The 26,472-nt window shown below is 72.2% G+C and carries 20 protein-coding genes; 15 read left to right on the top strand and 5 right to left on the bottom strand.

What is annotated here, in order from left to right:
• Nucleotides 1–91 precede the first annotated feature (91 nt).
• The 7 genes from PIJ49_RS13560 (at nt 92) to PIJ49_RS13530 (ending at nt 8,884) form a co-directional block, all read left to right on the top strand.
• On the top strand, nt 92–1,144 hold the full coding sequence (locus PIJ49_RS13560) for a FecCD family ABC transporter permease (RefSeq protein WP_066653690.1): 1,053 nt from the start codon (nt 92–94) through the stop codon (nt 1,142–1,144).
• On the top strand, nt 1,141–2,121 hold the full coding sequence (locus PIJ49_RS13555; protein WP_251154921.1) for a FecCD family ABC transporter permease: 981 nt from the start codon (nt 1,141–1,143) through the stop codon (nt 2,119–2,121). Before PIJ49_RS13560 ends, PIJ49_RS13555 begins: the two co-directional genes overlap by 4 nt.
• A 595-nt stretch (nt 2,122–2,716) precedes the next feature.
• Nucleotides 2,717–5,152: a glycosyltransferase family 2 protein gene (locus PIJ49_RS13550; RefSeq protein ID WP_271826838.1), complete on the top strand. Its 2,436-nt coding sequence runs from the start codon at nt 2,717–2,719 to the stop codon at nt 5,150–5,152.
• On the top strand, nt 5,152–6,750 hold the full coding sequence (locus PIJ49_RS13545; RefSeq protein ID WP_066653695.1) for a chitinase: 1,599 nt from the start codon (nt 5,152–5,154) through the stop codon (nt 6,748–6,750). The genes PIJ49_RS13550 and PIJ49_RS13545 overlap by 1 nt, the downstream gene beginning before the upstream one ends.
• 190 nt (nt 6,751–6,940) lie before the next feature.
• Entirely contained in the window at nt 6,941–7,420 is a 480-nt protein-coding gene (locus PIJ49_RS13540; protein ID WP_066653698.1) for an FHA domain-containing protein, read from the top strand.
• Complete coding sequence (gene ftsR / locus PIJ49_RS13535) at nt 7,420–8,124, top strand: transcriptional regulator FtsR (RefSeq protein WP_066653699.1); 705 nt, start codon at nt 7,420–7,422, stop codon at nt 8,122–8,124. The genes PIJ49_RS13540 and ftsR overlap by 1 nt, the downstream gene beginning before the upstream one ends.
• 199 nt (nt 8,125–8,323) lie before the next feature.
• The gene (locus PIJ49_RS13530) at nt 8,324–8,884 is read left to right on the top strand and encodes a MerR family transcriptional regulator (RefSeq protein WP_066658032.1); all 561 of its coding nucleotides are present in this window, start codon (nt 8,324–8,326) and stop codon (nt 8,882–8,884) included.
• A 701-nt stretch (nt 8,885–9,585) separates the two neighbouring features.
• Here the strand turns inward: PIJ49_RS13530 and PIJ49_RS13525 are convergent.
• Nucleotides 9,586–10,398 carry a ParA family protein gene (locus tag PIJ49_RS13525; RefSeq protein WP_058729211.1) on the bottom strand — a complete coding sequence of 271 codons (813 nt, stop codon included), beginning with the start codon at nt 10,396–10,398 and terminating at the stop codon, nt 9,586–9,588.
• 60 nt (nt 10,399–10,458) lie between these two features.
• Between PIJ49_RS13525 and PIJ49_RS13520 the strand changes: the two genes are divergently transcribed.
• From PIJ49_RS13520 to PIJ49_RS13510, 3 genes are all read left to right on the top strand, one after another.
• Entirely contained in the window at nt 10,459–13,869 is a 3,411-nt protein-coding gene (locus PIJ49_RS13520) for a pyruvate carboxylase (RefSeq protein ID WP_271826837.1), read from the top strand.
• A 1-nt stretch (nt 13,870) separates the two neighbouring features.
• A complete protein-coding gene (locus tag PIJ49_RS13515) occupies nt 13,871–14,374 on the top strand; it encodes a peptide deformylase (protein WP_066653701.1) in 504 nt (167 codons plus the stop codon).
• A 189-nt stretch (nt 14,375–14,563) separates the two neighbouring features.
• The gene (locus tag PIJ49_RS13510) at nt 14,564–14,689 is read left to right on the top strand and encodes a hypothetical protein (protein ID WP_268746771.1); all 126 of its coding nucleotides are present in this window, start codon (nt 14,564–14,566) and stop codon (nt 14,687–14,689) included.
• A gap of 112 nt (nt 14,690–14,801) precedes the next feature.
• Here PIJ49_RS13510 and PIJ49_RS13505 read toward each other — a convergent pair whose 3' ends face one another.
• The gene (locus tag PIJ49_RS13505; RefSeq protein WP_271826836.1) at nt 14,802–16,649 is read right to left on the bottom strand and encodes an AMP-dependent synthetase/ligase; all 1,848 of its coding nucleotides are present in this window, start codon (nt 16,647–16,649) and stop codon (nt 14,802–14,804) included.
• A 233-nt stretch (nt 16,650–16,882) separates the two neighbouring features.
• Between PIJ49_RS13505 and PIJ49_RS13500 the strand changes: the two genes are divergently transcribed.
• From PIJ49_RS13500 to PIJ49_RS13490, 3 genes are all read left to right on the top strand, one after another.
• On the top strand, nt 16,883–17,836 hold the full coding sequence (locus tag PIJ49_RS13500) for an ROK family glucokinase (protein ID WP_066653706.1): 954 nt from the start codon (nt 16,883–16,885) through the stop codon (nt 17,834–17,836).
• 41 nt (nt 17,837–17,877) lie between these two features.
• Nucleotides 17,878–18,600: a lysophospholipid acyltransferase family protein gene (locus PIJ49_RS13495; RefSeq protein WP_066653708.1), complete on the top strand. Its 723-nt coding sequence runs from the start codon at nt 17,878–17,880 to the stop codon at nt 18,598–18,600.
• Nucleotides 18,601–18,787: 187 nt separating this feature from the next.
• A complete protein-coding gene (locus tag PIJ49_RS13490) occupies nt 18,788–20,131 on the top strand; it encodes a class II 3-deoxy-7-phosphoheptulonate synthase (protein WP_144411431.1) in 1,344 nt (447 codons plus the stop codon).
• A gap of 182 nt (nt 20,132–20,313) precedes the next feature.
• Here PIJ49_RS13490 and pknB read toward each other — a convergent pair whose 3' ends face one another.
• A complete protein-coding gene (pknB, locus tag PIJ49_RS13485) occupies nt 20,314–22,356 on the bottom strand; it encodes a Stk1 family PASTA domain-containing Ser/Thr kinase (RefSeq protein WP_251160130.1) in 2,043 nt (680 codons plus the stop codon).
• Nucleotides 22,357–22,468: 112 nt separating this feature from the next.
• Nucleotides 22,469–23,734 carry a LysM peptidoglycan-binding domain-containing protein gene (locus PIJ49_RS13480; RefSeq protein ID WP_251160129.1) on the bottom strand — a complete coding sequence of 422 codons (1,266 nt, stop codon included), beginning with the start codon at nt 23,732–23,734 and terminating at the stop codon, nt 22,469–22,471.
• A 171-nt stretch (nt 23,735–23,905) separates the two neighbouring features.
• Between PIJ49_RS13480 and PIJ49_RS13475 the strand changes: the two genes are divergently transcribed.
• Complete coding sequence (locus PIJ49_RS13475) at nt 23,906–24,262, top strand: Rv2175c family DNA-binding protein (protein WP_271826835.1); 357 nt, start codon at nt 23,906–23,908, stop codon at nt 24,260–24,262.
• A gap of 153 nt (nt 24,263–24,415) precedes the next feature.
• On the opposite strand, the gene PIJ49_RS13470 is transcribed toward PIJ49_RS13475, so the two are convergent.
• A complete protein-coding gene (locus tag PIJ49_RS13470; protein ID WP_396137141.1) occupies nt 24,416–25,534 on the bottom strand; it encodes a polyprenyl synthetase family protein in 1,119 nt (372 codons plus the stop codon).
• Nucleotides 25,535–25,659: 125 nt separating this feature from the next.
• Here PIJ49_RS13470 and PIJ49_RS13465 point away from each other — a divergent pair, with 125 nt between their 5' ends.
• Nucleotides 25,660–26,061, top strand: coding sequence for an SCO2097 family morphological protein (locus PIJ49_RS13465; RefSeq protein ID WP_066653735.1), 402 nt, complete (start codon nt 25,660–25,662; stop codon nt 26,059–26,061).
• Nucleotides 26,062–26,472 lie beyond the last annotated feature (411 nt).

The raw sequence follows: 26,472 nt of genomic DNA, 5'->3' as shown, positions 1-26,472 counted from the left end.
CATGACGACCCTATGAACGGACCCTGTGCCGGCTCCGGGCTTCCTCGGGGGCCGCCGAACGAGGGGCGGGATTAGGCTTGCCGCACCTCCCATGCGCGCGTCCTCACCCGTCACCCCTGCAGTCCGGCCCCGCCCGGCACCCGCCTCGCGGTCCCGTCTCGTCGGGGCAGCGCTGCTCGCCGTCGCCGCCCTGGTGGTGGCCGTCGCGCTCTCCGTGGCGTTCGGCTCGCGCCCGATCCCGCTCGGCACCGTCCTCGACGTCGTCCTGCACCCGCACCGGGACGACGAGGTGGGACTCATCGTGCTCGGCAACCGCGTCCCGCGTACCGTCGTGGGGCTGCTCGCCGGCGCCGCGCTCGGGGTGGCCGGTGCCGTGATGCAGGGCGTGACCCGGAACCCGCTGGCCGACCCGAGCATCCTCGGCATCAACGCCGGAGCAGCCCTCGCCGTGGTCGTCGGGATCGCGGTGTTCGGCATCAGCGGGACCGCCGCGTACCTGCCCTTCGCCTTCGTCGGGGCCGGGCTCGCGGCGCTGCTCGTCTACGGCATCGCGGCCGTCGCCCGGCGGGGCCTGTCGCCGGTGGGCCTCGCGCTCGCCGGAGCGGTCGTCGCCGCCGCCCTGTCGTCGGTCACCACGGCGGTCCTCGTGTCGAGCCAGAGCCTGCTCGACCAGCTGCGCTTCTGGCAGGTCGGGGCGCTCGCCGGCAAGGACCTCGGCACCGCCGGCGTCGTGGCCGTCCCCGTGCTCGTCGGACTCGTCGTGGCCGCCGGCCTGGGGCGCTCCCTGAACACCCTCGCGCTCGGGGACGAGCTCGCCGCGTCGCTCGGGCAGCGGGTCGTGCTCGTCCGCATCGTCGGCGGTGTCGTGACGGTCCTGCTCGCGGGGTCCGCGGTGGCAGCCGCCGGACCGATCGCGTTCGTCGGCCTCGCCGTCCCGCACGCCGTCCGCCGACTGAGCGGGCCCGACCAGCGCTGGACGATCCTCCTGTCCGCCCTCGTCGCACCCGCCCTCCTGCTCGTCGCCGACGTGATCGGGCGGGTCGTCGCGTACCCCGGGGAGCTGCAGGTCGGCATCGTGACCGCGCTCATCGGTGCCCCGGTGTTCATCTGGCTCGTCCGGTCGCGGGTGGTGACCGGCCTGTGACCGCGGTCCGTCGCGAGCTCGCCGTCCTCGGCGCGGTGGTCGTGCTCCTGGTCGCCCTCGTGCTCGTCGGGCTCGGGGTGGGGGAGATCCCGCTCTCGCCGCTGCAGGTCGCCGGCGCCCTGGTCGGACACGGTGACACCGTCTCGGACTTCGTCGTCGGGCAGCTCCGCGGCCCCCGGGTCGCCGGTGCCGTGCTGGTCGGTGCCGCCCTCGGTGCCGCCGGCGGCATCGTGCAGAGCGTCGTCCGCAACCCGATCGCGAGCCCCGACGTCATCGGCATCACCTCGGGCGCGAGTGCCTCGGGGCTGACCGCGATCGTGCTCTTCGGGGCGAGCGGCGGTGTGCTCTTCGGGTCCGTCGTCGTCGGCGCCCTGCTCGTGTCGGTCGTCATCGCCGCGCTCTCCTGGCGTCGAGGGATCACCGGCAACCGCGTCGTCCTGGTCGGCATCGGGGTGGCGGCGATCTGCCTCAGCATCACCGGCTGGATGCTGACCGCGGGCACCGTCCAGCAGGCGGGCACCGCGCTCCTCTGGCTCTCGGGCAGCCTGAACGCGGTGGACCGCACCCTCGTCGGCATCCTCGCGGTCGCCGTCGTCCTGCTCCTGGCCGCCGCGCTCGCGCAGTCCCGCCGGCTGACGGTCCTCGCGCTCGGGGACGAGGTGGCCGCCGCCCTCGGACTCCGGCCCGACCGCGCGAAGTCGCTCCTGCTCCTCACCGCCGTCGGCCTCACCGCGGGAGCGGTCGCGACGGCGGGCCCGGTCGCCTTCGTCGCGCTGATGGCGGCACCGATCGGACGCCGCCTCGTCGGCAACGGGCGGGTCGCGCTCGGCGTCGTCGCGGCCGTCGGCGCGGTCGTCACGCTCGCGAGCGACCTGCTGGCGCAGTTCGCGATCCCCGGCAACGCCCTGCCGGTCGGTGTGGTCACGGGCGTGGTCGGGGCGCCGTACCTGCTCTGGCTCCTCGCACGCGGGCGGTAGGCGCGGTACCCGGCCCTGCCGGGCGTGCCTGGTCGTTCCGGGCGTACCTGGTCGTTCCGGGCGTACCCGGCCCTGCCGGGCGTGCCTGGTCGTTCCGGGCGTACCTGGTCGTTCCGGGCGTACCTGATCGTCCTGGTCCACCAGGTACGCCCGTTCCCGCAAGGCATCCCACCCGTTCTGGGAAGGAACGGGCGCACGGAACGGGTGTCGGCGATCGACGCACGCATGCACGGACGGACGGGAGGCGCGGTGCGGGCCGGCACCGCGCCTCCCGTCCGTCGCATGGTCGCGCTGGCGGCGCTGGCGGCGCTGGCGGCCCTGGCGGCCCTGGCGGCCCTGGCGGCCCTGGCGGCGCTGGTTGCGCTGGTGACGCGGGGCGGTGCCGGCCGAAGCGGCGGGCGTGCCCCCCGTGCGGGAAACCGCGCGCGGTCCCGCGATGCCGCACCGCGCTGCGTGATGCCGCACACAACCGCCCGGACCCCCCGTTCGGGTGTCGGCGGCCTGCGGGATCTCTCGTACCGTCGTCCCGACCGACCGGACCCCCGACAGCGCCCGACCCGACGGAGTGCTGGTCCGGAAGGAACGAAGGACTGCCATGCCCGATCCGTCTGCCGGCGCACCGACGCGCCGTCGTCAGTGGGGTGCCGAGCGCCGGACCCGTCCGCTCGACACCCTGCACGCACGCCCCTCCGACCGGAAGCTCGTCTCCGGTCGCGTGGCGATCATCCTGACCGTCGCCTTCTGGCTGGCGTACGTCGTCTACACCGTGATCCGCCAGTTCCTCGACTACGGCACCGAGAGCTTCCGCTTCACCACCGAGGCGATCTCGTACCTCGTCGTCGTCACCTTCCTGACCTTCTCCGCGCTCATGCACCTGGTGGCCCGCCAGGGTGCGATGGAGCGGTTCGCGAGCCACGTGCGGGTCCCGCGCGCCGAGCTCGACCGACACTTCGCCTCCGGCCACGAGGCGCCGATGACCGTCCTCGTCCCGAGCTACGCCGAGGAGCCGGACGTCGTCGCGACCACGCTCTGGTCGGCAGCGCTCCAGGAGTACCCGTCCCTGCGCGTCGTCCTGCTCGTCGACGACGCGCCGTTCCCGACCGACCCGGCGACGCTCGACAAGCTGGAGCGCACGCGCGCGGTCGCGGACCGCATCCAGGCGCAGCTCGAGGTCCCCTCGCGCCGGTTCCAGGAAGCGCTCTTCTCGGCCGAGGTCGAGGCGGACGCTGCACCGTTCGCCAGCACGCACGCGCTCCGGACCCTCGTCGAGCACCACCGCTGGGCCGACGCGTGGCTCCGCCGGAACGCCCGGGAACACGAGGTCGCCGACCACGTCGACCGGTTCTTCCACGACCAGGTGCTCGTCGGGCTCGCCGACGAGTTCCGGCTGACCGCCGAGGCCCTCGAAGCGGCCATCGCCGACGCCGTCGCCCTCGGTCAGGACTTCAGCGAGGTGACCTCGGCGCGGGCGCTCGAGCTGCAGCGCCGTCTCGCCTGGACCTTCACCGCGGAGCTGACCACGTTCGAGCGGAAGCGGTACGTGAACCTCTCCGACGAGGCCAACAAGGCGATGAACCTCAACGCCTACATCGGACTCATGGGCGGGGCGTACGCGTTCGACGAGACCGCGTCCGGGACCGTCCTGCGCACCGTGGACGACGCCGGCGCGGCCGACCTCGTGGTCCCGGCGTCGGACTACCTCCTGACGCTCGATGCCGACTCCGTCCTGCTCCGCGACTACTGCCTGCGCCTGGTCTACTTCCTCGAGCAGCCGGAGAACGCCCGGGTCGCCGTGACGCAGACCCCGTACTCGTCCTTCCGCGGCGCTGCCACGCGCATCGAGCGGCTCGCGGGGGCCACCACCGACATCCAGCACATCCTCCACCAGGGGATGTCCCGGTACGACGCGACGTTCTGGGTCGGGGCGAACGCCGTCATCCGCACCCAGGCGCTCCGTGACATCGAGGAGGTCGAGACCGTCGGCGGCTTCGAGGTGAAGCGCTACGTCCAGGACCGCACCGTGATCGAGGACACCGAGTCGAGCGTCGACCTCGGCATGCACGGCTGGACGCTCGTCAACTACCCGGAGCGGCTCTCGTACAGTGCCACGCCGCCGGACTTCGGGTCGCTCGTCGTCCAGCGCCGCCGCTGGGCGAACGGCGGCCTCCTCATCCTGCCGAAGTACGTCCGCCAGGTCCGTGAGCGCCGGGCACGAGGCGAGCGGGTCGGTCTCGTCGAGATGGCGCTGCGCGTCAACTACATGGCGTCGATCACCTGGGCGTCGTTCGGGCTCGTCTTCCTGCTCGCGTACCCGTACGACTCGCGGCTGCTCAGCCCGATGGTGCTGCTCGCGGCGCTGCCCTACTTCTGGCTGCTGTCGAGCGACCTGCGGTACTGCGGCTACAAGCGCACGGACGTCTTCCGCATCTACGGCTTCAACCTCATCCTCACGCCGGTGAACGTCGCGGGCGTGCTCAAGAGCATCCAGCAGGCCCTCACGGCGAAGAAGATCCCGTTCGCGCGGACGCCCAAGGTGCGGGACCGCACGGCCTCGCCGGCGCTCTACGTCCTCGCGCCCTACGCGATCGTCGCCTTCTCGGTCTTCACCTTCGTCCGCGACTACGGCGCGCAGAACTGGGGGAACGCGGTCTTCGCCGCCTTCAACGCGCTCCTCGCCACCTACGCGATCGTCGCCTACATCGGCGTGTGGAACTCCGTGGTCGACGTCTGGCTGTGGGCCACGCGCTGGATGTACTACGACCCGTCGGCGCGCGCAGCCCGTCGTGCCGCTCGTCGTACCGCTCGTGCGGCCGCCCGTGCCGACCGTCGGCGCGGACGTCGTCGCGGCGGCGTCCGCCCGGTCCCGGAGCCCGTCCTCGAGGACTGGCACGCGGTCCTGTACTTCGGACACGGCGGCGGCAACCTGCCCGTCCGGCACGACGCCGACGTCGTCGGGGCGGCGGGCGCACGTGCCACCGCGTCCGCCCAGGCCGACGCGACCGGCCCGCGCCAGGAACGGAGCGCAGCCTGATGTCGACGACGAGACGACTCTCCCCGGTCCGGGTCACCATCGCGGTCGTGGTCGCCGCCGCCGTCGCCGTCGCCGGGTACGCCGGCTTCGACCGCTGGCACTCGGCGCAGGCGACCGAACGGCAACCAGCGTGGTTCGCCGCCTACACCGACGTCACCGCGACCCCGGTCTTCGCGTTCGAGGACGTCAAGTCGGCCAAGGGACGCAACGTCATGCTGTCCTTCGTCGTCGCCGACCACGACGACGCCTGCTCGCCGACCTGGGGCTCGTACTACTCGCTGCAGGGTGCGGCGGACCAGCTCGACCTCGACCGCCGTGTCGCCCGTCTGCAGCAGCAGCACGGCGAGGTCGGGGTGTCGTTCGGCGGCCTGGCGAACGACGAGCTCGCCACCACCTGCACGAAGGCGTCCGACCTGCTGGGTGCCTACCGGCAGGTCGTGCAGCGCTACGACCTGTCGACCGTCGACTTCGACGTCGAGGGCGACGACCTCACGAACCGCGCTGCGGGGGAGCGGCGTGCGAAGGCGGTGGCGGCGCTCCAGGACGAGCGCCGGGCCGCCGGTCACCCGCTCGCGGTGTGGCTCACCCTGCCGGCCGCGCCCTCGGGGCTGACGTCCGACGGGACCACCGCGGTCGCGCAGTTCCTCGCCGCCGGCGTGGACCTCGCCGGGGTGAACGCGATGACGATGGACTACGGCGAGGCCAAGGGGTCGAGCCAGAGCATGTACTCGGCGTCGGTGCAGGCGCTGCAGGAGGTCCAGCGACAGCTCGGTGTCCTGTACCAGCGCGCGGGCACGCCCCTCGGTGACGGCACCCTCTGGCACAAGGTCGGGGCGACGCCCATGATCGGGCAGAACGACGTCCGTGACGAGGTGTTCTCGCTCAGCGATGCCCGGAAGCTCAACGCCTGGGCGCGCGACCGCGGGCTGGGGCGCATGTCGATGTGGTCGCTCAACCGTGACACCACGTGTGGGTCGAACTACGTGAACCTGTCGACCGTCTCGAACTCGTGCTCCGGCGTCGACCAGGACGGACTGCTCTTCGCCGACGTGCTCGGCAAGGGGTTCGGCGGCGGGATCGTCGCGGCGGCCTCCGACGTCACGGAGGCCGAGCCCTCCGCCACCGAGCAGCCCACCGACGACCCGAAGACCAGTCCCTACCCGGTCTGGGACCAGGACGCGTCCTACCTCGAGGGCACGAAGGTGGTGTGGCACCGCAACGTCTACGAGGCGAAGTGGTGGACGTCGGGCGACCTGCCGGACGATCCGGTGCTCAGCGCGTACGAGACGCCGTGGCAGATCATCGGCCCGGTCCTGCCGGGGGAGAAGCCCGTGGAACCGCTGACGCTGCCCGACGGGACCTACGCCGCGTGGTCGGGGACGAAGCAGTACGACACGGGCGCCCGCGTCCTGTTCCACGGCATCCCGTACCAGTCGAAGTGGTGGAACACCGGCGACAGCCCCGAGGCGTCCACGAGCGACCCGGACGGGTCGCCCTGGGTCCGTCTGAAGGATGCCGAGGTGCGTCGGATCCTCGACGGGCTCGCCTCGGGCGAGCCGGCGCCGACCGCCACCGCGACGGCGACGCCGGCTCCGTGACGACGCACCTCGTGATCCGGTCCGGCCTGGAGGCACGGTGCGGGTCCGCCCCGTGCCTCCCGTCCGTCGGCTGGGTCACGGCGGTGTGTTCGCTGTGCGCGTGCTCCTGAGTTCTCCCCAGCCCCGTTCGGGGCTCCCGCGAGGTCACCCGTTTCCGATACGCTGGTGCGCCAAGAGGAGGAGGTCCACGATGCCAGAGCCAGTGGTCCCGCAGCCGGGTGGTCAGAAGACTCCGGAACAGCGGCTGGTCGACACGACCCTGACCTTCAGCATGGACATGGGAGCGGCCCTGACGGCCGAGTCCGGTGTCTCGACCGAGGAGCGCGAGGCGATCAACGCCCTGCCCTCGGGTTCGGCGTTGCTGGTGGTCCGGCGTGGTCCGAACGTCGGCGCGCGGTTCCTCCTCGACTCCGACGTCACGACGGCCGGTCGGCACCCCGCTGCCGACATCTTCCTCGACGACGTGACGGTGTCGCGGAAGCACGCGCAGTTCCTGCGCCACGGCACGGCCTTCAGCGTCAAGGACAACGGGTCGCTGAACGGCACCTACTTCGACGGCGTACGCATCGACGAGGCACTCCTGACCGACGGCGCCGAGGTGCAGGTCGGCAAGTTCCGCCTCACGTTCTACGCATCCCGGGTCGACCTGGCGCGCCTGGCGACCGCGTAGTGGCTGCGCGGTCCGCCGCAGCCCGGGCCGGTGCTGCGGTACCGGACCTGCTCACCATCGGGCAGGTCATCGCCCGGTTGAAGCCCGACTTCCCCGACCTGTCGAGCTCGAAGCTCCGCTTCCTCGAGGAACGCGAGCTCGTCACGCCGATCCGCACCGCCAGCGGGTACCGGAAGTTCTCGGCGGCCGACGTCGAGCGGCTCCGGATCGTGCTCGGTCTGCAGCGTGACCACTACCTGCCGCTCAAGGTCATCAAGGACTACCTCGCCGATCTCGACGCGGGGCGCGAGCCCGTCCTGCCCGGCGGCGGTGACGCCCCGAGACCGTCGATCCTCGGCCGCGAGCGTCGGTACACGCGGGACGAGACCGTCCGCGCTGCAGGTGCCTCGCCGATGCTGCTGACCGACGCGGTCTCGGCGTCGCTGCTGCCCGCGGCCGACACCTACGGCGACGACGCTGTGGCGGTGCTCAAGGCCCTCGTCGAACTGCAGCGCACCGGCATCGAGCCGCGGCACCTGCGCACCATGCGCGGTGTCGTCGAGCGCGAGGTCGGCCTGATCGAGTCGGCCCTCATGCCGGTGTCCCGCCGGGGCGACGCCACCTCGCGGGCCAAGGCGACGGAGCTCGCGCGCGAGATCGCCGGGCAGCTCGAGGTCGTCCGGTCGAACCTGATCCGCACGGCGATCGGCCGACTCGACGCATGACCGGCGACCGGTCGGCGTCCGGACCGGGGCTGCGCCCTGTCGACCGTCGGTGGTCGGGGCGTATCCTCGACACGCCGGACGCGCCGGTGCGGATGTGCCGGGCAGACCGTGTCCGAGTCGCTACCGTGGACCTCGGAACAACTCTCAACCCGTCGTTGAACCTTCTGGTGGGAGCTCGAACGTCGTGGAAGGCATGCACATGAGTGGGACTGACACCCCCGGTACCGAGTCCGAGATGACTCGGTACGACCTCGGCCTGCTCTTCACCGACGGCCTCCCCGAGCACGACGAGCAGAACGGCTACCGCGGCACCGTCGCCGCACGCGCAGCCGGCATCTCGTACCGACAGCTCGACTACTGGGCCCGCACCGAGCTCGTGCAGCCGACCATCCGCGGCGCTGCCGGGTCGGGGTCGCAGCGGCTCTACGGCTTCCGGGACATCCTGGTGCTCAAGCTCGTCAAGCGACTCCTCGACACCGGGATCTCGCTGCAGCAGATCCGCACCGCCGTGAACCAGCTCCGCGAGTCCGGCGTGTCCGACCTCGCCCAGACGACGCTGATGTCCGACGGGGCGTCGGTCTACCTGTGCACCTCGGACGACGAGGTCATCGACCTGGTGTCCCGCGGCCAGGGCGTGTTCGGCATCGCGGTCGGCAAGGTCCTGCGCGAGGTCGAGAGCTCCCTGGTCGAGCTCGACGCCACCCCTGCTGCGGACCCCGCCGACGAGCTCGCCGCCCGCCGGGCGAACCGCGCGTCCTAGCCGTTCCTCGCCCTCCCGCTCGTCCGGCTCCGCCGGAGAGTCGTCGGTGCGTCGTCCGGTGCCCTCGACCGGGCCAGATCTGTCACGCTCGCGCCGTTCGACGACGTCCCTGACCCACTCGGCGTCGCACCAGCTGCGTGTCGTGCCCACTCGGCACTCGGCAGACCCCGCCCGGCGGCCCACAGCCCGCGTGTCCTGCCCACTCGGCGTTCGAGCACCGACCTTCGGCTGCTGAGACCCGAGCCCCGACCCCCGGGACGCGAGCCCCGACCCCGAGCCCCGACCCCCTGGACGCGAGCCCCGACCCCGGGCCCCGACTTCCCGCGCGGATGGTTCCGGTCGCGCGAACTGCCGCGAGTGTCCGTCTCGGTCGCACGACTTGCCGCTCAGCTCCCGTGCGGACGGCATGCCGTGCGACCAGGACCGTCGACGACTGCATCGAGTCGAGCGTGCGACATCTCGGCCGTTCAGCGGATGACGGGCCCGAACGGTCGAGGGCTCGCCTCGGTGCGCATCGGCTTCAGTGCGCGCCGATCCGAGCGAGCACGACATGCCGCCGGGTCGTCACGGCGCGGGCGGGATCCGTCGTCCGGGGACCTCGACCGTGACAGATGGTGCGCGCTCGACGGCCGGCCCAGCGAGGAGCCGGCCGGGGAGCAGCCGGTCCGGGGGAGGAAGCCGGCCCGGAGAGGCGGCAGCGCCTAGGCGGCGCCGCCCTCGGCGTACGGACCGATCTTGCCCGTGCGCATGATGCGCTCGAGCAGCTGGTCGAAGTTCTTCGCCATCTCCTGCGCCGACTCGCCGGGCCACACGTGCAGGGGCTTCGCCGCGCCCTGCGCCTGCTGCAGCGACGTGCGCTCCGGCAGCTGCGGCGAGAGCACGAGCGGGCCGAACATGTCCCGGAGTTCCTTGATGCGGAACTGGTGCTCGAGCGACTGCACGCGCGCCCGGTTCACGATGATGCCGAGCGGCTGCAGGCGGGGGGAGAGCCCACGGCGGATCTCCTCGATCGCACGGAGCGCGCGGTCCGCGGCGGCGACGGAGAACAGGCCCGGCTCGGTGACCACGGTCACGCGGTCCGAGGCAGCCCAGGCGGTGCGGGTCAGGGCGTTGAGCGACGGGGCGCAGTCGATGAGGACCAGCTCGTAGTCCTGCTCGACGTTCGCCAGTGCCTCCTCCAGCTTCCAGATGTCCCGGATGGAGGGGTGGGGACCGTCGAAGTTGATGGCGGACGGCGACCCGACGAGCACGTCGACCTTGCCCTGCGAGCCCTTCGTCCACCCGGACGGGGCGATCGCCTGGCGGACGATCTTCTCCTTCGGGTTCTCGAGGACGTCGGCGACGTTGAGGTGGCCGGAGATGTCGATGTCGAGGCCGGTCGAGACGTCGGACTGCGGGTCGAGGTCCACCACCAGCGTGCGCAGTCCCTTGGCGAACGCGGCCGATGTCAGGCCGAGCGTCACCGTCGTCTTGCCGACACCACCCTTGAGGGAGCTCACGCTGAGTACATGCACGGTGAGCCACGTTACCGCCAGTAAGGTTGTGACACCTCAACCCGGGCTGAAAGGGACGTCGTGTTCAGCAAGATCCTCGTGGCGAACCGTGGCGAGATCGCCATCCGCGCGTTCCGTGCCGCGTACGAGCTGGGGGCCCGGACGGTGGCCGTCTACCCGTACGAGGACCGCGGATCCCTGCACCGGCTGAAGGCCGACGAGGCCTACGTGATCGGCGAGCCGGGGCACCCGGTCCGCGCCTACCTGGACGTCTCCGAGATCATCCGTGTCGCCCGCGAGTCGGGTGCCGACGCGATCTACCCGGGGTACGGCTTCCTCTCCGAGAACCCGGAGCTGGCCGCCGCTGCCGCCGCTGCGGGGATCACGTTCATCGGGCCGGGCGAGCACGTCCTCGAGATGGCCGGCAACAAGGTCACCGCGAAGGAGCACGCGATCGCCGCCGGTGTCCCGGTCCTCGCGAGCACCCCGCCGAGCCGCGACGTCGACGAGTTGCTCGCGGGCGCCGACGCCGTCGGGTTCCCGGTCTTCGCGAAGGCGGTCGCCGGCGGCGGTGGGCGCGGGATGCGCCGCGTGGAGACGAAGGCCGAGCTCCGCGAGGCGCTCGAGGCCGCGATGCGCGAGGCCGACAGCGCGTTCGGCGACCCGACGATGTTCCTCGAGCAGGCCGTCCTGCGTCCGCGGCACATCGAGGTGCAGATCCTCGCGGACGCCACGGGCACGGACGACGGCACGATCCACCTCTTCGAGCGCGACTGCTCGGTGCAGCGCCGCCACCAGAAGGTGGTGGAGATCGCACCGGCGCCCGACCTCGATCCGGCGATCGCCGCCGCGCTCCACCGTGACGCCGTCGCCTTCGCCCGGTCGATCGGCTACGTCAACGCCGGCACCGTCGAGTTCCTCCTCGACACCGAGGGCGAGCGTGCCGGTCAGCACGTCTTCATCGAGATGAACCCGCGCATCCAGGTCGAGCACACCGTGACGGAGGAGGTGACGGACGTCGACCTCGTGCAGTCGCAGATGCGCATCGCCGCGGGGGAGACCCTCGCCGACCTCGGGCTCGCGCAGGACACCGTCGCCGTGCACGGTGCGGCGCTGCAGACCCGCATCACGACCGAGGACCCGACGCAGGGCTTCCGTCCGGACACCGGACGCATCACGACCTACCGCAGCCCGGGTGGCGCGGGGGTCCGGCTCGACGGCGGCACGGTCGCGACGGGTGCGCAGATCAGCCCGCACTTCGACTCGATGCTCGCGAAGATGACCTGCCGTGGGCGGGACTTCCCGGCGGCCGTCGCCCGGGCGAAGCGTGCCCTGGCCGAGTTCCGCATCCGCGGCGTGAGCACGAACATCCCGTTCCTGCAGGCCGTGCTCGACGACCCGGACTTCGCCCGTGGTGACGTCTCGACGCAGTTCATCGAGGAGCGCCCGCAGCTCTTCGGCGGCCACGTGTCGAAGGACCGCGGCACGAAGGTGCTCGGGTGGCTCGCCGACGTGACGGTGAACAAGCCGAACGGCGAGCGTCGCCCGCAGACCGTCGAACCGGTCGAGAAGCTCCCGGCCGTCGACCTGTCCGCCGCGCCGCCGTCCGGGCAGCGCGACCTGCTGCTGCAGGTCGGCCCCGCCGAGTGGGCGCGACGGCTCCGCGCCCAGACCGCGCTCGCGGTCACCGAGACGACGATGCGTGACGCCCACCAGTCGCTGCTCGCCACGCGCGTCCGGACGAAGGACCTGGTCGCCGTGGCGCCGCACGTGGCCCGGCTCACCCCGCAGCTGCTGAGCGTCGAGGCCTGGGGCGGAGCGACCTACGACGTCGCCCTGCGCTTCCTCGGCGAGGACCCGTGGGAGCGCCTGGCGGCACTCCGCGGGGCGATCCCGAACATCCCGGTGCAGATGCTGCTGCGCGGGCGCAACACGGTCGGCTACACCCCGTACCCGACCGAGGTCACCGACGCCTTCGTCGCCGAGGCCGCCGCGAGCGGCGTCGACGTCTTCCGCGTGTTCGACGCGCTGAACGACGTCAGCCAGCTGCGTCCCGCCCTGGAGGCCGTGCTCGCGACCGGCACGGCCGTCGCCGAGGCGGCGCTCTGCTACTCCGGCGACCTCCTCGACCCGGCAGAGGACCTCTACACGCTCGACTACTACCTGCGGCTCGCCGAGCAGATGGTGGAGGCCGGCGCGCACGTCATCGGCATCAAGGACATGGCCGGTCTGCTCCGTGCGGGAGCGGCCGAGCGGCTCGTGGGCGCGCTGCGTGAGCGGTTCGACCAGCCCGTGCACGTGCACACGCACGACACCGCCGGCGGGCAGCTCGCGACGCTCCTGGCGGCCAGCCGGGCCGGCGCCGACGCGGTCGACGTCGCGGCGGCGCCGATGGCCGGGACGACGAGCCAGCCGAGCATGTCCGCGCTCGTGGCGGCGCTGGCGCACACCGAGCGCGACACCGGCCTCGACCTGACCGCGGTCGGCGCGCTCGAGCCCTACTGGGAGGCGGTCCGTCGCGCGTACGCCCCGTTCGAGTCCGGCCTGCCCGGTCCGACCGGCCGCGTGTACCAGCACGAGATCCCCGGCGGGCAGTTGTCGAACCTCCGGCAGCAGGCCATCGCCCTGGGACTCGGCGACCGCTTCGAGCAGGTCGAGGACTGGTACGCCGCGGCGAACCGCATCCTCGGCCGCCCGACCAAGGTCACGCCGTCCTCGAAGGTCGTCGGCGACCTGGCGCTGCAGCTGGCCGCGGTCGGCGCCGACCCCGACGACTTCGAGCAGAACCCGCAGCAGTACGACATCCCCGACTCGGTGATCGGCTTCATGGCCGGCGAGCTCGGCGACCTGCCCGGCGGGTGGCCGGAGCCGTTCCGGTCGAAGGTGCTCGAGGGCCGCGAGGTGCACGTCGGGACGACCCCCGTGCCGGAGTCGGAACGCGCCGCGCTCGCGACCGCCGGACCCGAGCGGCAGCAGGCCCTCAACCGACTGCTCTTCCCGCAGCCGACCCGGCAGTTCGCCGCGGTGCGGGAGCAGTACGGCGACCTCTCGGTGCTGCCGACCCTCGACTACCTCTACGGTCTGCGTCCCGGGCAGGAGCACGTCGTGCCGCTCGGGCGCGGCGTGGAGCTGCTCGTCGGGCTCGAGGCGATCGGCGAGGTCGACGAGCGGGGCGTGCGCACGGTCATGACGACGCTGAACGGGCAGCTCCGCCCGGTCGCCGTCCGTGACCGCTCGGTCGAGGTCGCGACGAAGGTCGCCGAGCAGGCGGACCCGTCCGACCCGAAGCACGTCGCCGCACCGTTCTCCGGTGTGGTGACGCTCAAGGTCGCCGTCGGTGACGTCGTCCGGGCTGGTCAGCCCGTGGCGAGCATCGAGGCTATGAAGATGGAAGCGGCCATCACGGCGCCCGTGTCGGGCACCGTCGGCCGTCTCGCGATCCCGGTGACCCAGCAGGTGGACGCCGGCGACCTCCTGGTGGTGCTGCAGTAACGTGACCGTCCGTCCCATCCGCCTGTTCGGCGACCCCGTCCTCCGTTCCCCCGCGGACCCGATCGCACCGGACGCCCTCGGTTCGCCGGGCGTGCGCGACCTCGTGCAGGACCTCCTGGACACCGTGCGCGAGCCCGGTCGTGCCGGCGTGGCCGCTCCGCAGATCGGTGTCGGCCTGCGCGCGTTCTCGTACAACGTCGACGGCGAGGTCGGGTACGTGCTCAACCCCGAGGTCGTCGAGGTGCGCGGCGAGGTCGAGCTCATGGACGAGGGCTGCCTGTCCGTCCCCGGGCTCTCCTACCCGACCCCGCGCCACCCGTGGGCCAGGGTCCGCGGCGTCGACGTCGACGGCGCCGAGGTCGTCCTCGAGGGCACCGGGCTGATGGCGGAGGCGCTGCAGCACGAGGTCGACCACCTCGACGGCACCGTCTACGTGATGACCCTCGCCCCGGAGGTCCGTCGCGCCGCACTGCGTGACGTCCGCGCCCAGTCCTGGTTCCACTGACCGCGTCCCGAGCACGCGGGCGACGGCGCCCCGGCCGTTCCCGCGACCGACGGCGCACGCGGTCGGGCCGCTTCCGGCGACCAGGGCGTGACACCCCTTCGCGGGATTGTCCGAACGTCCCGGTCGCGAGGTACCGTGTCCGCGTCGGCTTCCCACCGACACGGCTCCCACACCCTCAGGACACCCAGCATGACCGTTCAGAACGACGAGCTCAGCTCGCACCGCACCCGCACCAACCGCCGCCCCGACCCCGCGCCGACGACGTCGTCGGTCGCCGTCCTCGACGCGCCGGAGGTGCAGGCCCCGGAGGCCTGATCCGAGAGCGCGTCCGCGAACCCGGCGACGGGTCGCGCCCCGCGCGCAGACGACACACGGGAGGCCCGGTGTCGGTCCGTCGGACCGGCACCGGGCCTCCCGTCCGTCGTCCCTACGCGCGGCCCCGTCGTCGGGACGCGACCACGGGGGTGGCCGTGGTCTGGACCTTCGACCCCGAGTAGATGTGCTCGACGTCCGCGGCGAAGTCCCGCAGCACGACGGCGCGCTTGATCGTCAGCTTCGGGGTGAGGTGGCCGGAGGCCTCCGTCAGCTCGGTGTCGACGATGGTGAAGGACCGCACGGACTCGGCCCGGGACACCCGCTGGTTCGCGGTGTCCACGGCCTCCTGCACGGCGACGTGCACGCGCTCGTCGTAGGCCGCCTCGCGCGGCGTGAGCGCGGGGGTGATGCCGCGGGCCTCGCACCACCCGGGGAGCATCTCCCGGTCGAGCGTGACGAGCGCGGCGACGAAGGGCTTGCCCTCGCCGACGACCACCACCTGCCCGACCAGCGGGTGCTCGCGGATGCCGTCCTCGAGCGGTGCCGGCGCGACGTTCTTGCCGCTCGCGGTGACGATGAGCTCCTTCGCCCGACCGGTCACCGTGAGCACCCCGTCGGCGTCGAGCCGCCCGAGGTCGCCCGTGCGGAACCAGCCGTCGCTGAAGGCCTTCGCGGTCGCCTCGTCGTTGTGCCAGTAGCGGTCGAACACGTCGACGCCGCGGATCAGGATCTCGCCGTCCTCGGCGATCCGTACCTCGACGCCCGGGAGTGCTCGACCGACCGTGCCGATGCGGAGCTCGCGCGCCCGGTTCACGGTCGCCGGCGCGGTGGTCTCGGTCAGGCCGTAGCCCTCGAGGATGTGCACGCCGATCGAGCGGAAGAAGTGCGACAGGCGGGGGGAGAGCGGAGCGGAGCCGCTGATCGCGTACTGCACGCGTCCACCGATCGCGTCGCGCAGCTTGGCGTAGACCAGCTTGTCGAACAGCGCGAACCGCAGCTTCAGGCCGAGGGGCACCCGTCCCGCGGCCACCGCCTCGGAGTGGGCGACCGCGACGTCGGCCGCGGCACGGAAGATCCGACCCTTGCCGCCGAGGTCGGCCTTCTGCTCGGCCGAGTTGTAGATCTTCTCGAAGACGCGGGGCACCGCCAGCAGGAAGGTCGGCTTGAACGTCGACACGGCGCGCATGAGGTCGCGGGTGTCCGGCTCGTGGCCGACGAGCACCCCGGTCGAGATCGACATGACCGCGATGAAGCGGGCGAAGACGTGGGCCATCGGGATGAACAGCAGCGTGGAGGACCCGTCGGCGACGACCTCGGGCATCGCCTCGGTGGCGCCCTCGACCGTCCCGGTGAAGTTGTCGTGCCGCAGGACGCACCCCTTCGGGCGTCCGGTGGTGCCCGACGTGTAGATGATCGTCGCGTCGTCGTGCCCGTGCACGTCCGCCGTGCGGGCGTCGAGCTCGGCGTTGGTGACCGTCTCGCCGAGGCGGACCAGGTCGTCGAGACCGCCGCCGTCGATCGTCCAGTGCTGTCCGAGGTGCGGCAGGTCCGGGGCGATCGACGCCACCCGGCGGGCGTGCTCCTCCTGCTCGACCACGATCGCCACGGTCTCCGAGTCGGAGAGGATCCAGCGCACCTGGTCGGGGGAGCTCGTCTCGTAGACCGGCACGGACACGAGCCCCGCGGTCCAGACGGCGAAGTCGACGAGCGTCCACTCCATGCGGGTGCGGGAGAGGACGGCGACGTGCGCGCCCGGGGCGAGCCCGGCGGCGACGAAGCCCTTCGCGATCCCGCGGACGCGCGCGAGGGTGTCCGCGGCGCTGACGGTCGTCCAGGTGTCGCCGTGCCGCTGGGCGAGGATCGGCCGGTCGGGCGTCCGACGCGCCCGGTCGGAGAGCAGTCGGGCGGCGGAGCCGTGGTCGGGTGCGGAGTTGGGTGCGGGCTGCCGCTGATCGTTCACGGTTGACTCCCTTGTCGGCCGGTGCGATACGAGGACGCCTCGACGATGAGACGTCACCGCCAGCATACGGGCGGAGCGGCACCGGACGGACGGGCTCCGGTGCGGTTCGCAGCACCTCGTCAGCCGTCGGGCGTCGTCGGCCGAGGCCGTGCGGACGAACGGTGCCCGGCACCCGCCTCGGTCGCGTTGCCGGCGTTCGGCGTCGCCACGCGGAGACGGTAGGCTCGACCCTCGTGCATGCCATCGGAATCGACATCGGGGGCACCAAGATCGCGGGAGCGGTCGTCTCGGAGCTCGGCGAGATCCTCGCCGAGGACCGCGTCGCCACCAACGCGGCGGACCCGGACGCCATGCTCGACGACGTCGTGACGATGGTCACCCGTCTGCGAGCCGCCCACGACGTGGGAGCGGTCGGTGTCGCGGCACCGGGCTTCATCGACGCGTCGCAGTCGATCGTCTACTACACGCCGAACATCCGCTGGCGGAACGAGCCCCTCCGGCAGAAGCTCCAGGAGCGCCTCGGCGACCTGCACATCACCGTCGACAACGACGCGAACGCCGCCGGCTGGGCGGAGTTCCGCTTCGGTGCCGGTCGCCTCGTGTCCGACATGACGATGCTCACGATCGGGACCGGTGTCGGTGGCGCGATCGTGACCGAGGACCGGCTCTTCCGCGGCGGCTTCGGCACCGGCGGCGAGATCGGTCACCTGCGGATCGTCCCGAACGGCCTGCCCTGCGGCTGCGGCGCCCGCGGCTGCATCGAGCAGTACGGCTCCGGCCGTGCCCTGCAGCGCATGGCGAACGACGTCGCCGACGCCGGCGGCATCGGTTCGGCACTCGCCGACGCGCGCGAGCAGAACGGCGGGCAGCTCGACGGCGCGATCGTCGGCGACCTGATCCTGGCCGACGACCCGGGCGCCCTCGCCGCGCTCCGTCGCCTCGGTCGCCACCTCGGCGAGGCCTGCGCGTCGCTGTCCGCGGTGCTCGACCCGCAGCTGTTCGTCTTCGGCGGCGGTGTCGCGAGCGCCGGCGACCGTCTGCTCGAGCCGATCAAGCAGGCCTACCTCAACAACCTGCCGGCGCGCGGGTACCACCCGGAGCCCGACTTCGTGATCGCCGAGCTCGTGAACGACGCCGGCGTCGTCGGCGCGGCCGACCTCGCCCGCATCCACGCCCGCACGGCGTAGGGTCACCCCGACGGTACGCGCGTCCCGAACTGGAGTCGACGATGACCTACTGGCTGCTCAAGAACTTCCTGCTCGGCCCGCTCATCCTGACGCTCTTCCGACCCTGGGTCGTCGGCCGTGAGCACGTGCCCGCGAAGGGCCCGGTGATCTTCGCGTCGAACCACATCTCGTTCATCGACTCGGTGATCCTGCCGGCGGTGCTCGACCGGCGGATCTCCTTCCTGGCGAAGAGCGACTACTTCACCGGTCGGGGCCTCAAGGGCTGGGCGACGAAGACCTTCTTCAACGCCATCGGGCAGCTGCCCATCGACCGCTCCGGCGGCAAGGCGTCCGAGGCGTCGCTCCACACCGGGCTCCAGGTCCTGGCACGCGGCGAGCAGCTCGGCATCTACCCCGAGGGCACCCGCAGCCCGGACGGCAAGCTCTACCGCGGCCGCACCGGCATCGCCCGGATGATCCTCGAGGGCCGGGTGACCGTCGTTCCGGTCGCGATGGTCGGCACGCGCGAGGTGCAGCAGATCGGCCAGAAGTTCCCCAAGTTCAAGCGCGTCGGCGTCGTCTTCGGCAGGCCGCTCGACTTCTCGCGGTTCGAGGGCTTCGAGACCGACCGGTTCATCCTGCGCAGCGTCACCGACGAGGTCATGCACGAACTCGCCGGGCTGAGCCGCCAGGAGTACGTCGACGTCTACGCGACGAGCGTCAAGGAGCGTGCCAGCAGCGCTCGTGAGCAGGTCATGAAGGACCGCCGTACGCCGACGGCCTGACGGGCGACCGCCGTCGTCGCCCCCGCGTCACGCGGGAGCGGCGGGTCGGGCGCGGACGGTAGGATCTGAGGACTCCGGCCCCGGCCGGACCGGCCTGCGCGCAGGCCTCCCGCTCCCGCCCGACCCAGAACACCGAGGTACCGCCTTGATCGAGTCGACCGACGTCGTCGCCCTGCAGGATCCGGACGTGATCGAGGGTCTCGACCACTGGCGCACCCTGCCGATCAAGCAGCAGCCGACCTGGCCCGACCGCGCCGCGGCCGAGGCGGCGTCCGCCGAGATCGCGACGCTGCCGCCGCTCGTCTTCGCGGGCGAGGTCGACAAGCTCCGTGACCGGCTCGCCGCAGCGGCGCAGGGCAGGGCGTTCCTGCTGCAGGGCGGCGACTGCGCCGAGACCTTCGCCGGAGCCACGGCGGACTCGATCCGTGACCGCGTGAAGACCATCCTCCAGATGGCCGTCGTGCTCACCTACGGTGCCTCGACACCGGTGATCAAGATGGGACGCATGGCGGGGCAGTTCGCCAAGCCGCGGTCGAGCGACTTCGAGACGCGCGGCGACGTGACGCTGCCGGCGTACCGCGGCGACATCGTGAACGGCTACGACTTCACCCCGGAGAGCCGCCAGGCCGACCCCCGCCGCCTGGTGCAGGGCTACCACACGGCCGCGTCGACGCTGAACCTGGTCCGTGCATTCACGCAGGGCGGGTTCGCCGACCTGCGGCAGGTGCACTCGTGGAACAAGGGCTTCGCGTCGAACCCGGCGAACGCCCGCTACGAGCACCTCGCGAAGGAGATCGACCGCGCGATCCGCTTCATGGACGCCTGCGGAGCCGACTTCGAGGCGCTGAAGCACACCGAGTTCTACGCCTCGCACGAGGGGCTCCTCATGGACTACGAGCGGCCGATGACCCGCATCGACTCGCGCTCCGGTCTCGCCTACGACACCTCCGGCCACTTCATCTGGATCGGCGAGCGGACCCGCGACCTCGACGGCGCCCACGTCGACTTCCTGTCCCGCGTGCGGAACCCGATCGGTGTGAAGCTCGGCCCGACGACGACCGTGGACGACATGAAGGCCCTGGTCGACACGCTCGATCCGGAGCGCGAGCCCGGACGTCTGACGTTCATCACCCGGATGGGTGCGGGCAGGATCCGCGACGAGCTGCCGAAGCTGCTCGAGGCGATCAAGGGCATGGACGCGAACCCGCTCTGGGTGACCGACCCGATGCACGGCAACGGCCTGACGACCCCGACGGGCTACAAGACCCGTCGCTTCGACGACGTCGTGGACGAGGTCCTCGGCTTCTTCGAGGCGCACCGCCAGGTCGGCACCTACCCGGGCGGCATGCACGTCGAGCTCACCGGTGACGACGTCACCGAGTGCCTGGGCGGCTCCGAGCAGATCGACGAGGCGACCCTGGCGACGCGCTACGAGTCGCTGTGCGACCCGCGGCTCAACCACATGCAGTCGCTCGAGCTCGCCTTCCTGGTGGCGGAGGAGCTGAGCGCCCACCCCTACCAGCGGCCGTAGTCGCGACCGCACGCCGGACGGGAGGCGCGGTGCCAGCCGGCACCGCGCCTCCCGTCCGTCCGCTCGTGCGTCCGCCCGTCCTGCCCGGCTCCGGTCGCCCGTCCTGACCGCAGCGACCGCCGACGGCACGTCGTGGGACCGGAACCGGCGAGCGGTCGAGCAGCCGAGCGGCCGCCTGGCGGCTACTGCTCGTAGGAGAGCGTGATCGTGTCGCCGCGGTACACCGTGGAACCCTGGACCGGGTCCGTCGCGGTGACCGGGAGCGCCGACTTCCAGTCGTAGAAGCGGCAGAGCACGTTCGTGCAGTCGGGCACCTTCACGTCGAGGCCGAGGTTCTCGAGCGTGGAGGTCGCCTCGTCGATGGTCTTGCCGGCGACGTCGGGCAGCGTGATCGGCGTCGGGCCCTTCGAGAGCACGAGGTCGACGGCAGAGCCCTGCACGGCGGGGGAGTCCTCGACGCTGGACGAGATGACCTGCCCCTTCGGCACGTCGTCGCTGTAGCGCTCCTGCTGCGCCCCGACGACCAGACCGACGGCGTCGAGCGCGGCGGTCGCGCCGTCGAGGGTCTTCCCCGTGACGTCCGGGACGGCGCCGAGCGAGACCGTGAGCGTGACCGGCCCGCGTTCGGCGTACTCGCCGACGGAGGACAGGTCGACCGTCTGCCCGTCGGTGCCCAGGCCCTTCGCCGCGATCACGGTGTCCTCCGGAGCGTCGGCCGAGAACTCGTACTGGTCGTCCTGCAGCTGGAAGTCGTCGTCCAGTGCGGCCGTCACGGTCGACAGCGGTTGCCCGACGATCGCGGGCAGGGCGATCATCCGCGGGCCGTCCGACACGACGATCCGCACCGGGGTGCCCTTGCGGACCTCGCGTTCGGCCGCCGGCTTGGTCGTCGACACCTGCCCCTTCGCCACGACGGCGTCGTACCGGCTGTCGGTCTCGGCGGTGGGCTGGAGCCCCTGTGCCTGGAGCAGCTGCCGGGCCTGTGCCACGGACTTCCCGGCGACCTCGGGGATGCGGACGTTGCCCCAGGGCCCCGGACCGAGGGCCCAGCCGACGACGCCGGCGATGATCGCGAGGACCACGACGACCGCGAGCAGGATCCACCCGCGCTTCCGACGCTTGACGGACTTGTCGGCGAGGCGTTGCGCCGCCGGGGAGAGCGTCCCGGGCTGGGCTCCCGTGCGTCGGGGGCCGGGCGCACCGCGGCGGGCCGGAGCAGCGGGCGCACCGCCCGTCGTGTCGGCGATCACCCGGGTGGCGTCGTCCTGCTCGGGGCCGTCCCACCGTCCGGACGCATCGGCCGAGGAGGGCGACGCGCTGCCGGCCGGCAGGATCGCGGTGGCGTTCTCCGGACGCAGCACCGCGGTGCGGTACTGGCCGGTCGCGCGCTGCTGGTTGCCCGACATGTGGTCGAGCATCTCGCGGGCGTCACGCGGACGGTCTGCGGGGTCGCGGGCGGTGGCCCAGGCGACCAGGTCGTCGAGCTCCGGCGGGACGCCCGGCTCCGCGGCGCTCGGCACCGGGACCGTGTCGTTGGCGTGCTGGTAGGCGATCTGCATCGGCTGGTCGCCCTTGTAGGGCTGCTCGCCGGTGAGCATCTCGTAGAGCATGATGCCGAGTGCGTAGATGTCGCTGCGCGAGTCGGCGGCGCCGCGCGTCACGAGCTCGGGGGACAGGTATGCGATCGTGCCGAGCAGGGCTGCTCCGGTGGCCGTGTTCGCCGTGGTCGCCCGCGCCAGGCCGAAGTCGCCGAGCTTGATGCGCCCGTCGTCGGCGAGCAGGACGTTCTCGGGCTTGAGGTCGCGGTGCACGATGCCGGCACGGTGCGCCGACGCGAGGCCGGCGAGCACGGCGCGCAGGATGTCGGTGGCCTGCTCCGGGGTGAGCGCCCGGTGCTCCTGCAGCAGGTCGCGCAGGGTGATGCCCGGGATGTACTCCATGACGATGTACGCCGTGTCGTCCTCGGCACCCTGGTCGTACACCCCGACGAGGTTCGGGTGGGAGAGCCGGGCGGCCGAGCGGGCCTCCTGGATGAAGCGCTCACGGAAGGCCTGGTCGTCGGCCAGGTGCCCGTGCATGATCTTGATCGCGACGCGACGCTCGAGCCGGACGTCGGTGGCGAGGTACACCGTCGCCATGCCCCCGCGCGCGATGCGCGAGCGCACGCGGTACCGCTGGTCGATCATGCGACCGATCATCGGGTCCGTTGCGGCGTTCGTGGTCATCGGCGGCATTCTACGAAGGGCTGCCGGTACGGTCCGACCTGACGCACCGACCGTGACCCAATCTCGATCTCGAGGATGAGTCGGCTGTCCGGCCGACCAGACGGGCGGGACCTCAGAGCGAGGCCAGCAGGGCGCGCGCGGTCTGCTCCCACTTCGCGTACTCGTTCGGGTACGCGGAGACCTGGACCGCCTGGGCGGCGTCGGTCAGGGCCATCGACGACCACCCACGCACGCCGAGCAGGCCGCGGGTCTTGCCGGGGTTGCCCACGAAGAACAGTTCGGCGGCGGTGGCCGGGTCCTGCAGTGCTGCCGACGTGCCCCAGCCCTGGCTCGGACGCTGCTGGAACAGGCCGACGGAGTCGCGGTCGCCGTGCGACAGGTTGCGCAGGCTCGACTCCTGCAGAGCCGCTGCGAGGGCGATCACGATGCCGCGGTCGGGGACGCCGAGGGTCCGGCCGACGCTGACGATGGTGGCCGCGTTGCGCCGCTGCTCACCGGTCAGCTCGACGCCGTTGACGCTGCCGACGGCCGTGGTCACGGCACCCCCGGTCGGGGTGGTCGTCGGCTTCGAGGTCGCAGCGGGCAGCACGAGGGTCTTCCCCGCGTAGATCGTGCTCGTGTAGCTGAGGCCGTTCGCCGCGAGGAGGGCCTTCACCGACACCCCGTGCTTCGCCGCGATCGCCCCGATGGTGTCGCCGGCGACGATCTTCACGCTCGACGCCCGGGCAGGTGCGGCCGGCGCGGTGCTCACGGCGGGCGCCGGCTTCGCGGCGGGTGCCGTCCCGGCGCGGGGGATGGTCAGGGTCTGGCCCGGGTAGATCAGCGAGCGCTGCGAGAGGTTGTTCGCGGCGAGGATCGCCGAGGTCGACACGCCGACGCGGGCGGCGATGCCGGACACGGTGTCGCCCGACTTCACGTGGTAGCTGCCGCTCGTGCTCGACGTCGCGGGTGCTGCTGCGGGGGCGGCGGGTGTCGAGGACAGGTGCAGCGTCTGCCCGGGGTGGATGATCGTGTTCCAGCCGAGGCCGTTGCGGACCAGGACCTCCTGCGCCGAGAGCCCGAAGCGCGCTGCGATGCCCGAGACGGTGTCGCCCTGACGCACCGTGTAGGTGGTGGGGGCCTTCGACACCGCGGCGACCGTGGTGACGGTGGTGGTCGACGGGCGGGCGACGGCGGTGCCGAACACCGGGCGCTGGCCCACGTTCCGGTCCTCGTCCACGTGCCGCTTCTTCGCGGCGTCGTCGTGCCGGGGCTCGGCGTGCGCCACCGGGCCGGTGAGGCCGGCGGTCACGGCGATCGTGCCCGCGAGGACGATGGGCATGGTGGCGAACCGGGCGGATCGAGCGCGCCGGGCGGCGTCGTCTGCAGCGTTGTCCACGGGTTGTCTCCTGTCCTGGGTGAGCCGTGCGCGGGAGCGGGTACTCACAGGTGGCTCCACGCTGACATGGCGTGATTCCCAAGTCAACCAGAGAGCCGCGTGTTGCGCGTGTGACTCGTGTGATCAGCGTGACGGCACGACGCAGGCCGGTGCTCTGGCAACATGGGGCGGGTGAGTGATGGACCCACCGACGACACGACCCTCTCCGAGCGCTGGCTGACGGTGCCCGACCTCGTGGACCTGCTCGGGGTGAGCCCCGGGCGCGTCCACCGCCTGTTCGAGCAGAAGACGCTGCTGGCTGCCCGCGTGGGCGGCGTGCTGCGGGTGCCGAGCGAGTTCCTCGACGGCTCCGAGCCGATGCCGGAGCTGCGCGGCACGCTGATCGTCCTCGGTGACAACGGGTTCTCCGACGACGAGGCGGTCCGCTGGATGCTCTCCGAGGAGCCCGCACTCCGCACCTCGCCGATCGCCGCGCTGCGCGCCGGCCGCAAGGCCGAGGTGCGCCGCGTCGCACAGTCCCTGCTCTGAGCCCGGGAGCCGACCCGGCGCCCTGGACCGGAGACCCGTCCCGGCGGGCTGGCCCGCGCAGCAGGAGCCGCCCCGGTGAGGACGATCGGGTGACGGACGGGAGGCCCGTGGCGGTGTCGCCACGGGCCTCCCGTCCGTCGTCGTGGTCGGCGTCTAGGCGACGCGGCTGCTGACCGTGTCGGCCAGCGACAGCAGCTGGTCGCGCGCCGACGGCGTCAACGGCGCGGCCTCGAGCGCTGCCTTCGCGCGCTGCACGTGCCGGTCGATCGAGCGCTCGACGGCGGCGACCGCCCCGGACTCGGTGAGCGTGGCGCGCAGCATCTGCACCTGCTCCTCGTCGAGGTCGGGGTCGCCGAGCAGCTCGTCGAGGAGCTGCCTCGGGCCGGGCGGGAGCGCCTTGCGGGCCGAGGCGATGAGGACGGTGCGCTTGCCCTCGCGGAGGTCGTCGCCGGCGGGCTTGCCGGTGACCTCGGGGTCGCCGAACACACCGAGCACGTCGTCGCGGAGCTGGTACGCGACGCCGAGCGGCAGGCCGAAGGACCGCAGGCCGTCGAGCTGCGCCTCCGAGGCGCCAGCGACCAGGGCTCCGATGACGAGCGGTGCCTCGATCGAGTACTTCGCCGACTTGAAGACGATGACCCGCTGTGCCCGCACCAGGTGCTCGGTCTCGTCGATCGTCGGCCAGGCGGTCTCCTCGTGCACGTCGAGGTACTGCCCCGCGGTCACGTCGAGCCGCATCGTGTGGAACTCCTGGCGGACGATGCGTGCGCGCGCCGGGTCGAGGAGCGCGAGCCCCTCGTCGAAGACGGAGTCGCTCAACGAGAGCAGGACGTCCCCGAGCAGCAGCGCCGAGTTCGTGCCGTACAGCGAGCGGTCGCCGACCCAGCCGGACTCCTCGTGCAGGGACTCGAAGCGCCGGTGCGCGGCGGGACGACCACGACGGGTGTCCGAACGGTCCATGATGTCGTCGTGCACCAGGGCGGCGGCGTGGAAGATCTCGAGCGCGGCGGCCACCGTGACGACGGCCTCGGCCGTGGTCTGACGGGAGCCCTCGGCGAGGGGGTCGAAGGACCCCGAGCGGCCGGCCACGGACTGCCATCCCCAGTAGCAGAACAGCGCTCGGAAGCGCTTGCCGCCGGACAGCAGGTCACGGGCGTACCGGTCGAACGGCGCGAGGTCCGGGCTGATCGCGAGGAGCCGATCACGCTGCTCGTCGAGTGCCCGTCCGACCCGTGCCGAAACGAGGTCCACTAATCGCGTACTCTCAGCCACGACTCCTACCCTAGTGGAGCGGTCGAGTCATAGAATCGGTCCACTTCAGCGATGCCACAACCCGGCGGCAGCGCGGCACACCAGCGGTCGTCAGACAGCATCCCCAGGAACAAGAGGGAAACGAGATGCCACTCTCGGAGCAAGAGCAGCGACTCCTCGAAGAGATGGAGCGGAGCCTCTACCAGAACGACTCCGACTTCGTGGCGCGTGTCACGCGCCGCCAGGGACGCGCGAGTTACACGTCCATCACGATCGGTGTGCTCGGTGCCCTCGTGGGGATCGCCATCGTGATCGTGGCGCTCGTCGTGAAGCAGCCGTGGCTCGGGCTGCCGGGCTTCGTGGTGATGCTCGCCGGTGTGCTCTACGCACTGCGCCCGGGGATGCGGATGTCGAAGTCCGGGGCGAAGGCGCCGCGGGCGAAGGGGCAGTCCGCGGGTCGGCCGTCGCGCCCGTCCTCCTCCGGTGGCTCCTTCATGGACCGCATGAACGAGCGCTGGGACAAGCGCAACGACCCGGGGCAGCAGTAGCCGCACCGCACGCCCTCCACACGCCTCCACGGGGCCGGTCCTTCGGGACCGGCCCCGTCGTCGTGTCCGGGGTCGCGGTCGTGCTCGTGGCCGCTGCTCCGCGCCGTCCGCCCGCCAGTGACACCCGCCCGTGGCATCCGTGCCCGCCCTCGCACCCCATGCTCCTGCCGCTGTCCCTGGCGAATCCGGGCGTGCCTGGTCGAACCGGGCGTAGTGGGTGGAACCGGGCGTAGTGGGTGGAATCGGGCGTAGCGGGTGGAACCGGGGGTAGCGGGTGGAACCGGGCGTACCGGGTCGAACGGAACCATCAGGTACGCCCGGTTCCGCCTGCCATCGCGGGTGTGATGGGAAGGAACGGGCGCGACGGCGCGACGGGCGCGACGGCGCGACGGCGCGACGCGCGCGACGGCG

The organism is Curtobacterium uvaldense, from assembly GCF_028307415.1.
Taxonomy (GTDB): domain Bacteria; phylum Actinomycetota; class Actinomycetes; order Actinomycetales; family Microbacteriaceae; genus Curtobacterium.
Note: the sequence above shows the minus strand (reverse complement) of the source record. Positions and strands in the feature narration are given on the sequence as shown.

Coding starts and splice junctions, on each gene's coding strand:
- PIJ49_RS13560 (WP_066653690.1), top strand. CDS start 92: ATGCGCGCGTCCTCACCCGTCACCCCTGCAGTCCGGCCCCGCCCGGCA.
- PIJ49_RS13545 (WP_066653695.1), top strand. CDS start 5,152: ATGTCGACGACGAGACGACTCTCCCCGGTCCGGGTCACCATCGCGGTC.
- PIJ49_RS13495 (WP_066653708.1), top strand. CDS start 17,878: ATGACCTACTGGCTGCTCAAGAACTTCCTGCTCGGCCCGCTCATCCTG.
- PIJ49_RS13465 (WP_066653735.1), top strand. CDS start 25,660: ATGCCACTCTCGGAGCAAGAGCAGCGACTCCTCGAAGAGATGGAGCGG.
- PIJ49_RS13550 (WP_271826838.1), top strand. CDS start 2,717: ATGCCCGATCCGTCTGCCGGCGCACCGACGCGCCGTCGTCAGTGGGGT.
- pknB (WP_251160130.1), bottom strand. CDS start 22,356: ATGACCACGAACGCCGCAACGGACCCGATGATCGGTCGCATGATCGAC.
- PIJ49_RS13510 (WP_268746771.1), top strand. CDS start 14,564: ATGACCGTTCAGAACGACGAGCTCAGCTCGCACCGCACCCGCACCAAC.
- PIJ49_RS13530 (WP_066658032.1), top strand. CDS start 8,324: ATGAGTGGGACTGACACCCCCGGTACCGAGTCCGAGATGACTCGGTAC.
- PIJ49_RS13540 (WP_066653698.1), top strand. CDS start 6,941: ATGCCAGAGCCAGTGGTCCCGCAGCCGGGTGGTCAGAAGACTCCGGAA.